Genomic DNA, 15,642 nt, shown 5'->3' on the forward strand with positions numbered 1-15,642 from the left:
ATCGCGACCGTGGTGACGACGAAGGCCACGTCGGCCATCGTGAGCTCCCGGATGCAGGAAGAAGGAAGAACGGATTCTCGGACGAGATGAGGAAATCGCCTTTCGGCCACGGATCGGCTCTCGTTAACGGCCCTCATACGTTCCGCGGCGCGCTCTTGACGCGTCCTCTACGGCTTCCCGGCTGCCGAACCCCGCCGACGTGTCCCCGGCGGGGGCGCCTGGGGCCCGGTTCCCGCCTCGGTGCCCGCGGAAGGTGTGGCCCTCGCCGACGGCGGCGGGTGGACGGATCGCGTCAGGATGGACGACGCGGCCCGTTCCACCGCGGTCTCAGACGGCGCTCGGCAGCGAGACGACCATGGTCAGGCCGCCGCCCGGGGTGTCCTCTGGGGTCAGCGTGCCGGACATCGCCTCGGTGAGACCACGGGCGAGCGCCAGTCCGAGACCGACGCCCGTGGTGTTGTCCCTGTCACCCAGACGTTGGAACGGCTCGAAGACCCGCTCCCGATCGCTGGGCGGGAGTCCGGGGCCCCGGTCGACGACCCTCAGTTCCACCCGGCCGGCGAGCGCGCTCACCGTGAGCAGGACGGGGTGGGCGGGCGGAGCGAACCGGCTCGCGTTGCCCACCAGGTTGGCGATGACGCGTTCGAGCAGCGGCGGGTCGGCGAAGACCGGCGGAGCCTGCTCGAAGCCGTGCAGGACGGGGCGGGCCGCGTCGGCGGGCAGGGCGTCGAACGCCGCGGGCAGGACCTCCTCCAGGGCCGTGGGGCGGAGCGAGAGGTTCAGTGCGCCCGCCTGGAGGCGGCTCATGTCGAGGAGGTTGTCGATGAGCCGGGCCAGTCGGGCCATGGACTCGTCGGCGGTGGCGAGCAGCTCGTCGCGCTCGTCCGCGGTGAACTCGACGTCGGTGCTGCGCAGGGAGGCGACGGCGGCCCATCCGGCGGCGAGGGGGGTGCGCAGGTCGTGGCTGACGGCGGCGAGGAGCGCCGTCCGCATCCGGTCGGCGGCCCGGACGGGCTCCACCTCGGCGGCGGCCTCGGCGAGCCTGGCGTGTTCGGCGGCGGTGACGTGGGCGGCGAAGGCCGCCAGGACGCGACGGTCCGAGGAGGGCAGGGTGCGGCCGCGCAGGACGAGGAAGTGGCCGTCGCCGACGGCGACCTGGCTGACCTCGGAGTCTCCCGCGTGGGCAGCGGGGAGCTGTGCGGACGGTACGAGTTCGGCGGAGTCGGCGCCGAAGATCTCCCGGGTACGGGCGAGCAGGGCGGACACCGTGTGGTCGCCGCGCACGACCGACCCGGCGAGCGAGGAGAGGGTCTCGGCCTCGGCGGTGGCCCGGGCGGCGCGTCGGGACAGACGCAGGGAGCGGTCGACCGCCGCGGCGTTGACGGTCGCGACGAGGACGAACACGGCGAGGGCGAGCATGTTGTCGGCGTCGGTGAAGGTGAAGGCGCCCACGGGCGGTATGAACCAGTAGTTGAGCAGCAGCGACGCGGAGACGGCGGCGACGAGCGCCGAGACGACCCCGCCGAGGCAGGCCACGCCGACCACGGTGGCGAGGAACAGGAGTGCCTCGCTGGTCAGGTTGAACACGCCGCGCGTGTGGTCGAGGAGCACGGTGAGCAGGACCGGCAGGACGAGCCCGGCGAGCGGCCCGGCGACGCGTCGCGAGACCGGCAGGGTGCGGCGGCGGGAGGGGAGCAGCCGGCCGTGTCCCGCCCGCTCGTGGGTGACCGTGTGGACGTCGATGTCGCCGGAGAGGGCGACGGTCGTCTCGCCGATGCCCCGGCCCGTCAGGAAGCGTTCGAGACGGCCGCGCCGGCTGGTGCCCAGGATCAGCTGGGTGGCGTTCTCGGCCCGGGCGAACTCCACGAGGGCCGTGGGGACGTCGTCCCCGACGACGGTGTGGAAGCTGCCGCCGAGACTCTCCGCGAGCCGTCGCTGGCGGGCGAGGGCGGCGGACGAGGTGCCTGCCGCGAGGCCGTCGCTGCGGACGACGTGGACGGCGAGCAGCCGGCCCTGGGCGGTCCGGGCGGCGATGCGGCTCGCGCGCCGGATCAGCGTGTCGCCCTCGGGTCCGCCGGTGAGGGCGACGACGATCCGTTCGCGTATCTCCCACACCCCGCCGATGCCGCGCTCGGAGCGGTACTTCCGCAGCGCCTCGTCGACCCGGTCGGCCACCCACAGGAGGGCCAGTTCGCGCAGTGCGATGAGGTTGCCCGTACGGAAGTAGCTGGCGAGGGCCGCGTCGACGTCCTCGGGCGGGTGAATGTTGCCGTGGGCCATGCGGCGCCGCAGCTCCTGCGGATCCATGTCCACGAGCTCGATCTGGTCGGCGCGGCGCACGACCGCGTCGGGCACGGTCTCTCCCTGCGGCACTCCGGTGATCTTCTCGACGACGTCGCTGAGCGACTCCAGATGCTGCACGTTGACCGTGGTGACGACGTCGATGCCGGCGGCGAGCAGTTCCTCGACGTCCTGCCAGCGGTGGGCGTTGCGGTGGCCGGGCGCGTTGGTGTGGGCGAGGTCGTCGACGAGGATCAGCGCCGGTGCGCGGCGCAGGGCCCGGTCGAGGTCGAGCTCGGGGCGGACGCGGCCGCCGTGGGCGACGCGGGCGGGCTGCAGGGTCTCCAGGCCGGCGAGCATCGCCTCGGTGTGCGGGCGGCGGTGGCAGTCGGCGATGCCGACGACCACGTCGGCGCCGCGCGCGGCTCGGCGGCGGCCCTCGTCCAGCATGCGGTAGCTCTTGCCGACCCCGGTGGCGGCACCGACGAAGACCTTGAGTCTCCCCGGACGGAGCTCCGGGTCGACGGGCTTCGACGGCGCGGGCAGGTTCAGAACTTCTCCGGGCGGATCAGCGCGGCCACGAGATAGCCGACGATGCTGACGGCGACGATCAGTCCGACCACGTTCTCCACGCTCATGAGCGCTTCACTCCCTGGTGAGTCCCTGCGGGTGTCCTGTGGGGAGGAAACCCGGTGCGCGGCGCGCGTACGTGCACTTTGACGGGTCTCTTGCGGGGTGCCGTCGCATGCTGACGGCGTCTTGGCGGATCTCTGGCGTGCGAGCCGCTCGATCAGGGGAAATCCACGGGGCGCGGGCGCGGCGGCACGGCGGCCGGGTGTACGAGGCGGGACCGGCGCCCGCCCTGCCGACGGGCCGTCCGGTCCGCGCCCCCCTCGTGGTCGCGGACCGGGACGGCCCAGCGGTCGTACAACCGTCGTGGGTGTGGTGGTGACGGTCCGGGCCGTCGGTGCCGGACCGTGCGTGCTCCCGGTAGTGGTGATCACACATCCCTCTCACCCCCACGCGTCGGACGGTTGCCCGATCCCCCGCGGTGAGGAGTCTGCGGTCCGTCTCGGCCTCGCCCGCCGGTGTTGACGTGGCCCTGACGCTCCGTCGGTCCGATTTGACGGGCCTTTGACGGCTCGGCCCAACGTCCGTAAGAGGGGCGTCAATTCGGGCGTTCCGGTGCGGCCGTCGGCTTCCCGTTGGCCTAGTTTTCTTCTCGGTCGCTCACCGACCCGTGGACGTCAGTGGCCTGATCGTCCCCGGACCGCGGGGGCACGGCGGTCCTCCCATCCGGCTGCCGTGCCTCCGCTCCGCGAGCGTCGCTGTCCGTCCGCAGCCGTCCTGTGGGTGCCGGAGATCCTCTCCGCGCCCACGGGGCGCGGACGAGGGCGGCCCTGCCGTGCTCTCCCGGCCTGCGCCGATCGGGCGGCCGGGCTATTCAGAAGGTCTTCCGCGATGCATTCCCGCGCGCCCCAGCAGGCGCCCTCCGCTCCCCCGACGCCGTCCGCTCCGGCCGCCCCGTCCCGCCACCCGGCCCCCGGGCCGAAACGGCGGCGCTCGGCGCGGGGTGGGCTGCTCGACCCCGTCCAGCTGGTGAAGTGCTTCCCGGATGCCGTGCGCAAGCTGCATCCGCGGGCCCTGATACGCAATCCGGTGCTGTTCGTCGTCGGCGTCGGTTCGGTGCTCACGACACTGTCGGCGGTCTTCAACCCGTCCGTGTTCACCTGGGTGATCAGCGTCTGGCTGTGGCTGACGGTGATCTTCGCCAACCTCGCCGAGGCCGTGGCGGAGGGCCGCGGCAAGGCGCAGGCCGAGTCGCTGCGCAAGGCGCGCACGGACACGGTGGCGCTGCGGCTGAAGCACTGGCGGTACGGCACGGACCTCGACCGGGCCGAGACGGAGGCCGTCGCCGCCACCGACCTCGGGCTGTTCGACTTCGTGCTCGTCGGGGCGGGCGAGCTGATCCCGGCCGACGGCGATGTCGTCGACGGGGTCGCGGCGGTCGACGAGTCCGCCGTCACCGGCGAGTCCGCGCCGGTGATCCGCGAGTCGGGCGGCGACCGGACGGGAGTGACGGGCGGTACGACGGTGCTGTCCGACCGGATCGTCGTCCGGGTCACCTCACGCCCCGGCCACTCCTTCATGGACCGGATGATCGCCCTGGTCGAGGGCGCCTCCCGGCAGAAGACACCGAACGAGATCGCCCTCAACATCCTCCTGTCGGCTCTCACCGTCGTCTTCGTCCTGGTGGTCGTCGCGATCCAGCCCATGGCCGCCTACGCCGGCGCGGCTCCCTCCACGACCGTGCTCGTCGCCCTCCTCGTCACCCTGATCCCGACGACCATCGGCGCACTGCTCTCGGCCATCGGCATCGCGGGCATGGACCGGCTCGTGCAGCGCAACGTCCTCGCCATGTCGGGGCGGGCGGTCGAGGCGGCCGGGGACATCAACACCCTGCTCCTCGACAAGACCGGCACCATCACCCTCGGGAACCGCGAGGCCGCCGACTTCGTGCCGTTGCCGGGGGTCGAGGAGGCGCACCTCGCGAACGCCGCACAACTGTCCTCGCTCGCGGACGAGACACCGGAGGGCCGGTCGGTGGTCGTCCTGGCCAAGGAGCGGTACGGGCTGCGGGCCCCGGCCGAGGGCGAGTTGGCGAACGCCAGGTTCGTGGAGTTCAGCGCACAGACCCGGATGAGCGGCATCGACCTGCGCTGGGACAACGGCGCCGCCTGCCACATCCGCAAGGGCGCGGCGGCGCAGGTCGTCGCCTGGGTCGAGATGTACGGCGGCAAGGTGCCGGGCGAGGCGCGCGCCTGGAGCGACCAGATCTCGGGGGCCGGGGGCACTCCCCTGCTGGTCGCGGTGAACGACTGGGACGGCCCGCGGGTCCTCGGCATCGTCCACCTCAAGGACGTGGTGAAGGACGGCATCAAGGAGCGGTTCGCCGAGCTGCGGCGCATGGGCATCCGGACCGTCATGATCACGGGCGACAACCCGCTCACCGCGCGGGCGATCGCCGAGGAGGCGGGTGTCGACGACTTCCTCGCCGAGGCGACCCCCGAGGACAAGCTCGCCCTCATCAAGAAGGAGCAGGAGGGAGGGAAGCTGGTCGCGATGACCGGTGACGGCACCAACGACGCCCCCGCGCTCGCCCAGGCGGACGTCGGCGTGGCGATGAACACGGGCACGTCGGCCGCGAAGGAGGCCGGCAACATGGTCGACCTCGACTCCAACCCGACCAAGCTCATCGAGATCGTCGAGATCGGCAAGCAGCTCCTCATCACCCGGGGCGCGCTGACGACCTTCTCGATCACGAACGACGTCGCGAAGTACTTCGCGATCATCCCCGCGATGTTCACGGGTGCCTATCCGGGCCTGGAGGCGCTGAACATCATGGGGCTGCACAGCCCGACCTCGGCGATCACCTCGGCGATCATCTTCAACGCCCTGATCATCGTGGCCCTGATCCCCCTCGCCCTGCGCGGCGTCCGCTACCGGCCCGCCTCCGCGCACGACCTGCTCCGCCGCAATCTCACGGTGTACGGCCTCGGTGGACTCGTGCTGCCCTTCGTCGGCATCAAGGCGATCGACCTCCTCATCTCCGGTGTCCCCGGGCTGGGGTGAACTCTCGTCAGGGCGGCGTCAGGGATCGTCAGCCCCGCTTGCCCCGGGCTTCCCGTACGGCTTCGATGGGAGGCATGAACAGCGCGTGGCTCCTGCTCGACCGGCCGCCTCATCCGGCGCCCCGTCGTGAGTCCCGCCGCCCGGAGGCACCGTCCGCCCACCGCTGACCGCAGACTCCGGAGTTCCGGGGCGTCGTGACCTCCACCGTCCGGCGCCCCTTCCTCGTACCCGTACACACCTTTCATCCCTGAGGGGCTGACCAGTCATGTCCGTATCCGACCTTTCCTCCCGAACCGTCCTGGTGACCGGCGCCACCTCCGGCATCGGCTACCAGACCGCGCGGCTGCTCGCCGAGCGCGGCGCGCTGGTGCTCGTCCACGGCCGCACCGCCGAGGAGGCGCTCGCCGCCACCGACCGGCTCGTCACCCTGTCGGGGGTCGACGCCGACCGACTCCGCGCGTTCGGCGCCGACTTCACGCACCTGGAGGAGGTCGAGCACCTGGCGACCCGTGTCCTGGCCGAGCACCCGGGCCTCGACGTTCTCGTCAACAACGCGGGCATGGCAGCGCCGGAGCGCCACACCGTGACGGCCGACGGGAACGAGATCGCCTTCCAGGTCAACTTCCTCGCCCACTACCTGCTCACCCACCTCCTGGAGCCCGCGCTCACCGACGGTACGGGCGGCCGGGTCGTCAACGTCTCGTCCTCCCTGCACCGCACCGGCTCCATCCAGTGGAACGACCCCAACCGGGTCCGCCGCTACTCCCGCCTCGCCGCCTACGCCCAGTCACAGCTGGCCCTCACCGTCTTCGCCGCCGACCCGCGCGTCACCGCCGTCTCCGTCCACCCCGGCATCTGCACCACCAGCCTCCTGCCCCTCTACGCCCACGAGGGCGTCGCACCGGCCGAGGGCGCCGCCCATGTCGTACGGCTCTGCGACCCGGCCGTCGAGATCGTCAACGGGGCGTACTACGACCGCGAACACCGCGTCGCCCCCGCGCCCGCCGCCTCCGAGGAACGCACCGTCAAGCGCCTCACCAAGCTCGCCGACCTCCTCGTCGGCCAGAGCGCCTGACGACCCGCACGCCGTGCCCGGCCCGCACGGCCCGCGAGGAACCCCTCCCTCCCTGCCCGGGCACGCCCGCGTGAAGAAGGACCGCCGCGAGAGGAGGGCGGACCGCAGCCGCGGGGCCGGCGCCCGCTGACCCCCCGGGGGCGGCCCCGACCGGGCCGCCCCCTCTCCTTCCGCACCAGGAGGTGCCCGTGATCCCGCACGCGTCCCACCAACCGCCCGCCCCTGCACGTGTGTTCCTGTCCGGCGCGGCCGGCACCGGGGCCCTCGCCGAACACGTCCTCACCACCGGCCACGGCCAGTGGTGGACCGACCGGGCCGAGGAGCCCCGCGTGGTGGCGGTGACGTGCGGCGGACACGCCCTTCTGGCCGGCGATCCCAGCGCCGTCACCCCGGACGAACTGGCCCCCCTCGCCGGGCACTACGTCGACACGCCGGGCCGCTTCGTCCCCGTTCTCGGTGCCGCCTTCCAGCAGCTCGTCCCGTGGGAGCGGATGCTCTACGTCCACCGCGTCGGGGCCGTCGCGCCCCGCGTCCCGCGAGGCGTGACCGTCCGCCGCCTGTCCCCCGCCGACCTGCCGGCGCTCGCGACGCTCGACCCGTCCATGGACTGGATCCACGAGAGCTGGGAAGGACCCGCCGCCCTCGCCGCGTCGGGCCTCGGCTGGGTGGCGGTCCGCAAGGGCCGGGTCCTCGCCGTGGCCTGCAGCCGGTACCTCGGCCACCGCTACGAGGACGTCGCCTGCGCCACCGCCCCCGACGAACGCCGTCAGCACCTCGCCCTGGCCTGCGTCGCCGGACTGACCGCCGACATCGCGGCCCGCGGCCACCGCGCCAGCTGGAGCTGCTCCCGCGACAACCGCCCGAGCCGCCTCCTCGCCTGGACCGCCGGCTTCCGCCTGGACCACGAATACGTCCACCTCGTCGCCGGACCCGTCAACCACGCGTCAAGGTTGACCGAGGCCGCATAGGTACCGCGTCAAGAGGCCCGGCCGCGGCCGGCCCCGGTTCTAGCGTCCGTTCCATGGAGCCACGATTCGCCCCGCGACACGAACCCGGTGACCACAGCGTCCAGGACGGCCAGTGGGCCGGCGAGGCCCGCGCCGCCGTCGGCTGCGCGGGCCTCCTGCTGGCCCTGGCGCTGACCGTGGAGGCCGGGAACGGCGGACTGACCCTGCCGAGCGCGCTGTTGTGGATCGTCCTGGCCGTCGTCCTCTTCACCGTCCTGCTGCCCGCCAGGGTCTCCGCGACATCGGGCCGGCTGACCGTCCGGGGCCTGTGGAGCCTGCGGAGCGTCCGCACGGACCGGCTCACCGTCGTCCGCTGGCCGGACGGGATCGAGCAGCGTCTCGTACTGACCGACACGGACGGCGCCCTGGCCCAGGTCGAACTGCGCGTCCTCCTCGCCAACCCGGCGCTCTGGCTCCTGCTGGAGACGGACGCGCGGATCTCCTACGAGAACGGCATACTCCAGAAGGGCGTCCGGGACCTCGACCGGCTCGCCCGCCGCGTCGAGCGGGACACCGCCCGCTCCGTCTTCACGATCTCGGGCCTGCGCTGACGCTGTCGTCGTCGAGCGCCGCGGCGGCCTGGGCCGCCAGGTCGACGGCGACCAGCCGTGCCTCCAGCGGCGGTACGGAGCCCGGTTCGGGGGTCAGCAGGAAGCGGCCCTGGTAGCGTCCGCGGACGACGGCACGCAGCTCGATCTCGCCCTCCGGCCAGCCCTGCCGCTCCGGATCCCAGATCCAGCCGTCCACCCTCACCGACCCGTCCGGGTCGAGCCTCGGCGGACGCCCGATGAGCGTGCCGTACTCGAAACGGCACGCCCGCAGCTCCAGCACCTCGACGAGTTCCTGCCGCACGCGTCGGACGACGTCGTCGGAGGAGGCCGTACCGGAGCGGGCCAGGCGGGTCGTGCCGTGCAACCGCTCCAGATGCGTGGCGTCCGTGACCGCGACCCGCTTCAGCGTCCGGGCGCGCGCGGCCAGCTGCGAGACGGCCAGACCGACGACCAGGAGGAGGACGGCCGTCTCGATGTCCGCCCGGTCCTCGATGTGGAAGCTCCGGTACGGCTCGGTGTGGAGGAAGTCGAACCACGCGGCGGCCGACAGCGCGGCGAGGGCGCCGGCGAACCGGTTGCCGAACGCCGCCACGGCGACGACCACGACGACCAGCAGCAGCGCGAGATCGGTGTGCGTGACGGACGTCCGCAGCGGTATCAGCGCGAGAGCGGCGGCCAGCGGTGCCAGGACTCCGGCGGCGACGGCGGCCGTGTCCCGAAGCGGAATCCTCATCATCCACCTCACAGGATCCGCCCCCCGCTGTCCCCCGACACACGTCAAGCCTCCGCCCGGTGCGGCGCGGGTGGCACCGGGCGGAGGGGTCCTTGACGGATTCCTGACGTTCACCAGCGGAGACGGTCAGGGGCCGAAGTGGTCAGCAGCGGAAGCGGAGCCGGCAGACGACGGCGTTCGTGTCGCGGCGGACGGCGTGGGCGACGACCGCGCCCCGCTGGTTCTGCAGGGCTCGCTGCCACAGGTGCTCGGGTTCGGCCTCCGGGATCAGGACGGTGACCCTCGTTCCCGGCTCGGTCGCCTCCAGGTCGTGTACGTAGGCGGTGATCGGCCGGCCGAGCGAGCGGCGCTCGGCGGGAAGCCGGACCAGGGGGACGCCCGGGTTCCACAGGGCCCAGTCGCGTTCCAGCGCCTCGGTGGCCTCCCGGTCCTCCGGGTCCGGGTGGCAGACGGTGAGCGCGCGGACCTCGTCGCCGAGGGAGACGGCGGCGGTGAGGGCCTCGCTGGTGAGCCGGGTCAGGGAGGAGACGGGGACCAGGACGAGGGAGCGTTCGCGGTGCGGGGGCTCGGGGATCCGGCCGACGCCCAGGCGCTCGCCGATCCTCCCGTACGCCCGGTGCACGGCCTCGAAGGCGAGCACGAGGGCCGGCAGGGCGATCACGATCAGCCAGGCGCCGTCGTGGAACTTCGTGGCGGTGACGACGACCGCCGAGACACCGGTGAGCACGGCACCGAGGCCGTTGAGCAGGGCCTTGGCCGCCCAGCGGGGGCCGCGTTCGCGACGCCAGTGCAGGACCATGCCGGTCTGGGCGATCGTGAAGCCGACGAAGACGCCGATCGCGAAGAGCGGAACGAGCGTGTTCGTGTCGCCGCCGGAGAAGAGCAGCAGCGCGGCGGAGACGACGGCCAGCCAGACGACGCCGTGCCGGTGGACCTGGCGGTCGGCCTTGAGGCCGAACACGTGCGGCAGGTAGTTGTCGCGGGCCAGCAGCTTCAGCAGCACGGGCAGACCGCCGAAGGAGGTGTTCGCGGAGAGCGCGAGCAGCACCATGGTGGCGAACTGGACGACGTAGAAGGCCCAGTTGTGCCCGAGGGAGGCGTCGGCGAGCTGGGCGAGGACGGTGACGCCCTCGACCGGCTGGAGCCCGAAGCGGGAGATCAGGACCGAGAGCCCGATCAGCATCACACCGAGCAGCGCGCCGAGCGCGACCTCCGCGCGCATCGCCCGGCGGGCGGCCGGGGCGCGGAACGACGGCACGGCGTTGGCGATCGCCTCGACGCCGGTGAGCGCCGAACAGCCCGAGGCGAACGCCTTCAGCAGGAGCAGCGCCCCGACGGTGGTGGCGTTGTCCGCGAGGACCGAGGCGTGACCGACGGAGGTGGCCGTGGAGACGGGGGCGTCGCGGAAGAGGCCGACGACGATCAGCACCAGGATCGCGCCGATGAAGACGGCGGTCGGGGCGATGAACGCGCGGGCCGAGTCGACGATGCCGCGCAGGTTCACGCCGGTGATCAGCACGAGGACCGCCATGCAGATCCACAGCCGGTCGCCGTACAGCCCGGGGAAGGCCGAGGTCAGGGCCGCGACACCGGCCGTCACGGCCACGGCGACATTGAGGACGTAGTCGAGGACCAGCGAGCCCGCCGCGACCAGGCTGGTGCGACGACCGAGGTACGCCTTGGCCACCGCGTACGAGCCGCCGCCGTCCGGGAACGCGGCGATGACCTGCCGGTACGAGGCGACGAGGACGGCCAGCAGACCCGCGATGGCCAGCGTGACCGGGAGCGTGAAGCCGAGCCCGTACCCTCCGGCCGCGGCGAGGACCAGGACGATGGCCTCGGGGCCGTACGCCACCGAGGCCATCGCGTCGAGCGACAGCGCGGCGAGACCGGTGACCGCGGTCAGCTTGTGACGCGCTCCGGTGTCCGGGGGTTCCTCGACGGCGGGCGTGGCACCGTTCTCGGTGGTCAGAGCGGACATGCGGGTGAGCTCCTTCGTGTTCAGGTCCGCTCAGGGTGTGCCCCGGTCGGCGTGGAGCCCGGCGTTCCTTGCGCGTTCCTTGCGCCCGACGCCGCTCTCTTCACACCTTCTTGACGCGACCGGCGGGAAACCGCAGTCACCCGGACGGATTCACGTCGAGGCGTCCTCGCGAGCGGCACGCGTCCTCGCGACCTAGATTTGGCCGGGGTGCAGCCCTGCCGCGCGTACCTGCACTCTGCGGCGCCGGTGCAGTGCAGCACGTCGAAGGGAATGGCCATGACTCGTCGCCCCAACATTCTGCTGATCGTCACGGACGAGGAGCGGGCGGCGATCCCCCGCCCCGACGGCTTCTCACTGCCGGCACGAGAGCGGCTGGCCGCACGGGGCACGGTCTTCGACCGGTTCTACTCGGCGTCCGCGATGTGCAGCTCCGCCCGGTCCGTGCTGTACACCGGCCGGCACCTGCCCGCCACCGAGATCTACGACAACGACAACATGCCGTACATCCGTCCGCTCGATCCGGCCCTCGGCACGCTGGGCACCATGCTCCGGTCGGCCGGCTACTACTGCACCTACCAAGGGAAGTGGCACCTCTCGAACGCCTACGTCACGCCGGACCGGCCCGCACCGACGACGGACGCGCTGGAGCCCTACGGATTCAGCGAGTTCAACGCCTGGGGCGACATCGACGGCGGAGCGTGGGCAGGGCTGAAGATCGACCCGGTGATCGCCGGCCAGGCGGTGGGCTGGCTACGCGACAGGGCGCCTGTCGTGGCGGAGGACCAGCCCTGGTTCATGGCCGTCAACTTCGTCAACCCGCACGACATCATGAGCTTCGACTACGGCGGCTCCCCCCAGGTCGAGCTGCCGTTCGGTCTCGCGCACGCGGTGGTGGCCAAGGCGGCGGCCGACGTTCCGGTGTACCGGAAGCGCTGGGAGTTCTCGTTGCCCGAGAGCCTGCACGACGATCTGTCCGGCGCGGCTCCCGCCGTGGCCGAGTACGCACGGATGCTCGACACCGTCTTCGGGCCCGTGGCCGACGAGGCGCACTGGTACGACGGTCTGAACTTCTACCTCAACGCCCTGCGGGACGTGGACCGCAGCGTCGAGCTGGTGCTCGACGCGCTGGAAGCCTCCGGGCAGGCGGACCACACGCTCGTCGTCTTCACCGCCGACCACGGAGAGATGGCCGGGTCCCACGGTCTCCGGCAGAAGGGGAATCTCGTCTACGACGAGAACTTCCACGTCCCGTTCATCCTCTGCCATCCCGACATCGACGGCGGCACGCGCACCGAGGCCCTCGCGTCGGCGGTCGACCTCGCCCCGACCCTGCTCGAATGCGCGGGCATCGCCCCCGCAGACATCGCCGCACGCTTCCCCGCGCTCAAGGGCCACTCCCTCATGCCGGCCCTGAACGGCTCGGCGGTACGCGAGGGAGTCTTGTCCGCCGTCGAGTCGCTGGTGACCCTGGACGCCTCGTTCTGGTTCGAGTTCGCCGACCCCGAAGCCCCGGCACGCGTCCAGAGTGGCGCCCTGCGCCCGGACTGGACCAAGCGTGGATTCCTCCGTGGTTACACCGACGCCCGCTACACCTTCGGCCGGTACTTCTCCCCGCTGAACGCCAACCGCCCGGCGGACCTGAAGGCACTGTTCGCCGACAACGACGTCGTGCTCTACGACCGCCAGGAAGATCCGTCCGAGGTACGCAACCTCGCGGCGGACCCCGCGCACCAGGACCTCGTCCTGCGGTACTCCCGTCGGCTGGAGGCCCTGATCGACGCCGAGATCGGCACGGACACCCGCGCCTGGGTGACCGAACGGCCCCGGCTCCTCGGCTGGCCCACCTGGCACGGTGACACCGATCAGCCCGCCACCACGGCGGGGGGCGCCTCCAGGAGGTAGCCCGGGCCGGCTCTGTGCCGAGGACCGGGAGTACGGGACGGACGGCCGACGAGCTCGTGGGCAGCCGCGGTGATGCGCCCCTCGGGGACGTATCGACTCGTGGATTCGCGGCATGACCCGCTGCGGAGAGATCAGGAAGGGCGGAGGACAGGTCTTCGCCGTCCTCCGCCCTTCCGGCCCGTCCCTTCCGCACCTCTGACTCCGCCTCGCGCGGAGGTGCGAACGGCTCGACGGACCCGCCGGCCCCTCCCGTCCCGGACACTCACCGGTAGGAGCCGGAGCCCTCTGCCCAGCCTTCGGAGAAGAGCGCCCGGCGGATGGGCGGGGCCGACAGCCTTCACCCGCAAGGGTGACCAGGCCGCCGGTTCTCGGGGCTTGTCCCCGTGCGGCTCCTCGTCGGACGCCGGGCAGCGCGAGGGTCCCGAACAGCAACCACGGAACTGTCAGCCTCTGCCAGGCAACCGTGAGCGGAGGCCACACCAGCAAGCCCCGGAGGGGCCATGCAGTGCCTCCGCAGCAAGCCCCGGAGGGGCCATACCGTGCCTCCGCCCATCCGAGGAGGCCGATGTGACGAATAGCTGGTGCAGGGAGCGCGGAGCAGCCGCACTCCGGACGGAGGGCGACCAGCATGCTCACACTCATCCTGATCGGGTTGCTGGGAGGGCTGATCACGGCAGTGTCGCCCTGCATCCTGCCGGTCCTGCCCGTGGTGTTCCTGGCGGGCGGCACCGGCGGCAAGGAAGACGGCGTCGCACCACGGCCGGACCCCGCGAGAGCCCCACCCGGCGCCTCCCCGACGCGCGACGGCGCTCCGAGCCACCTCGCGGTGCGCACCCGGCCCGTGGAAGAGGTGAAACGAAGCGGCCCCCGCAACCACAGGCCGTACGCGGTGGTGGCCGGCCTGGTCGTCAGCTTCGCCTTCTTCACCCTGCTCGGCGTCACGATCATCTCGGCCCTCGGCCTGCCCCAGGACATCCTGCGCTACATCGGGCTCGGCCTGCTCGTCCTCATCGGCCTCGGTCTGATCCTCCCGCCCGTCGAGCGGCTCCTGGAGAAGCCCTTCGCCCGCATCCCCCAGCGTCAGGTCAACAAGGAGGGAAGTGCCTTCGCCCTGGGCCTGGGCCTCGGCCTGCTCTACGTCCCCTGCGCCGGTCCCGTCCTCGCCGCCATCACCGTGGCCGGCGCGCGGGGCGAGATCAGCGCCGACATCGTGGTGCTGACCCTTGCCTTCGCCGTCGGGACCGCGCTGCCCCTGCTGGTCTTCGCCCTCGCCGGACGCAGGGTCGCCGAGCGGGTCGCCGCGTTCCGCAAGCGGGCGCGGGGACTGCGGATCGTCGCCGGCTCTCTGATGATCGTGCTCGCCCTGGGCCTCGCCTTCGACGTCACCAGCGCCATCCAGCGCGCCCTGCCCGACTACACCTCCGGAGTGCAGAAGAAGATCGAGGACAGCGACACGGCACGGCAGCAGCTCTCCGGCCTCTACGACGACTCCAACAAGGAACTCTCCCGCTGCCAGGACGGCGCCGACGAACTGCGCTCCTGCGGCCAGGCCCCGCCCATCGAGGGCATCGACTCCTGGATCAACACCCCCGGCAACCGCCCCGTCGACCTCAAGAGCCTGCGCGGAAACGTCGTCCTGGTCGACTTCTGGACGTACTCCTGCATCAACTGCCAGCGGGCCGTGCCCCACCTCAAGGACTGGGACCGCGCCTACCGCGACGCGGGCCTGCGCATCATCGGCGTCCACTCACCGGAATTCGCCTTCGAGAAGAAACGCGGCAACGTCGTCTCCGGGGCCCGGAAACTCGGCGTGACCTGGCCCGTCGCCCTCGACAACGACCTCGCCACGTGGAGCAACTACCGCAACCGCTTCTGGCCCGCCAAATACCTCATCGACGCCGACGGCACCGTCCGCTACTTCAAGTTCGGCGAGGGACAGTACGACCAGACCGAGAAGATGATCCGCGACCTGCTGCGCCAGGCCAACCCCACCGTCGCACTCCCCGCGCCCACCGGCCGCGCCATGGACGACCTGACCGCCGACCGGACCCCCGAGACGTACCTGAGCAACCTCCGTATCCGCGGATACGTCGGCACCCCCCTGGTGGACGACACACCCACCACCTACCGCTTTCCCAACACCCCTCTTCCCCTCAACAGGCTCTCGCTGGACGGCACATGGACCGCCGGATACGAACACTTCACCACCGGCCCCGACGCCCGCCTCGCCTTCACCTACCGCGCCCGGAACGCCAACCTCGTCCTCGCCGGCACCGGCAAGGTCACCGTCCTCCTCGACGGCCGGACCACGAAGACGATCGACGTCTCCGGATCCCCGACCCTGTACCGGCTGACCGACGACAAGGAACCGCGCACCGCAGGCCTCGAACTACGCCTCACCCCCGGGCTCCAGGTCTACTCCTTCACCTTCGGATAGACCCGGACGGCTTCCCGGGACGACTCCCCCGGGCGTCGACCCC

10 protein-coding genes are annotated in these 15,642 nt (G+C 72.1%); 6 read left to right on the top strand and 4 right to left on the bottom strand.

The window, feature by feature from the left end:
• Positions 1–327: 327 nt before the first annotated feature.
• Together ABT129_RS14660 and kdpF are read right to left on the bottom strand one after the other, a co-directional pair.
• The gene (locus tag ABT129_RS14660) at positions 328–2,730 is read right to left on the bottom strand and encodes an ATP-binding protein (RefSeq protein WP_502981765.1); all 2,403 of its coding nucleotides are present in this window, start codon (positions 2,728–2,730) and stop codon (positions 328–330) included.
• Positions 2,731–2,828: 98 nt separating this feature from the next.
• Positions 2,829–2,918 (bottom strand): K(+)-transporting ATPase subunit F, encoded by a 90-nt coding sequence (kdpF, locus tag ABT129_RS14665; RefSeq protein WP_351900698.1) that lies wholly within the window; start codon positions 2,916–2,918, stop codon positions 2,829–2,831.
• 823 nt (positions 2,919–3,741) lie between these two features.
• Between kdpF and kdpB the strand changes: the two genes are divergently transcribed.
• The 4 genes from kdpB (at position 3,742) to ABT129_RS14685 (ending at position 8,546) form a co-directional block, all read left to right on the top strand.
• A complete protein-coding gene (gene kdpB / locus ABT129_RS14670; protein WP_351900699.1) occupies positions 3,742–5,913 on the top strand; it encodes a potassium-transporting ATPase subunit KdpB in 2,172 nt (723 codons plus the stop codon).
• A gap of 265 nt (positions 5,914–6,178) precedes the next feature.
• Positions 6,179–6,988 carry an SDR family NAD(P)-dependent oxidoreductase gene (locus ABT129_RS14675; RefSeq protein ID WP_351900701.1) on the top strand — a complete coding sequence of 270 codons (810 nt, stop codon included), beginning with the start codon at positions 6,179–6,181 and terminating at the stop codon, positions 6,986–6,988.
• A 230-nt stretch (positions 6,989–7,218) separates the two neighbouring features.
• Positions 7,219–7,956 (top strand): GNAT family N-acetyltransferase, encoded by a 738-nt coding sequence (locus ABT129_RS14680; RefSeq protein WP_351900702.1) that lies wholly within the window; start codon positions 7,219–7,221, stop codon positions 7,954–7,956.
• A gap of 53 nt (positions 7,957–8,009) precedes the next feature.
• Positions 8,010–8,546, top strand: coding sequence for a hypothetical protein (locus ABT129_RS14685; protein ID WP_351900704.1), 537 nt, complete (start codon positions 8,010–8,012; stop codon positions 8,544–8,546).
• On the opposite strand, the gene ABT129_RS14690 is transcribed toward ABT129_RS14685, so the two are convergent.
• Positions 8,524–9,279, bottom strand: coding sequence for a DUF4118 domain-containing protein (locus ABT129_RS14690; protein ID WP_351900706.1), 756 nt, complete (start codon positions 9,277–9,279; stop codon positions 8,524–8,526). The two genes, ABT129_RS14685 and ABT129_RS14690, sit on opposite strands and share 23 nt — an antisense overlap.
• 142 nt (positions 9,280–9,421) lie before the next feature.
• Positions 9,422–11,260 (bottom strand): APC family permease, encoded by a 1,839-nt coding sequence (locus tag ABT129_RS14695; RefSeq protein WP_351900708.1) that lies wholly within the window; start codon positions 11,258–11,260, stop codon positions 9,422–9,424.
• A 276-nt stretch (positions 11,261–11,536) separates the two neighbouring features.
• On the opposite strand from ABT129_RS14695, the gene ABT129_RS14700 reads away from it, so the two are divergent.
• Together ABT129_RS14700 and ABT129_RS14705 are read left to right on the top strand one after the other, a co-directional pair.
• On the top strand, positions 11,537–13,162 hold the full coding sequence (locus ABT129_RS14700) for a sulfatase family protein (RefSeq protein ID WP_351900710.1): 1,626 nt from the start codon (positions 11,537–11,539) through the stop codon (positions 13,160–13,162).
• A gap of 628 nt (positions 13,163–13,790) precedes the next feature.
• Positions 13,791–15,599 carry a cytochrome c biogenesis protein CcdA gene (locus tag ABT129_RS14705; protein WP_351900712.1) on the top strand — a complete coding sequence of 603 codons (1,809 nt, stop codon included), beginning with the start codon at positions 13,791–13,793 and terminating at the stop codon, positions 15,597–15,599.
• Positions 15,600–15,642: the final 43 nt, after the last annotated feature.

The sequence above is a fragment of the Streptomyces sp. NPDC002057 genome (genome assembly GCF_040296665.1).
Taxonomy (GTDB): Bacteria; Actinomycetota; Actinomycetes; order Streptomycetales; family Streptomycetaceae; genus Streptomyces.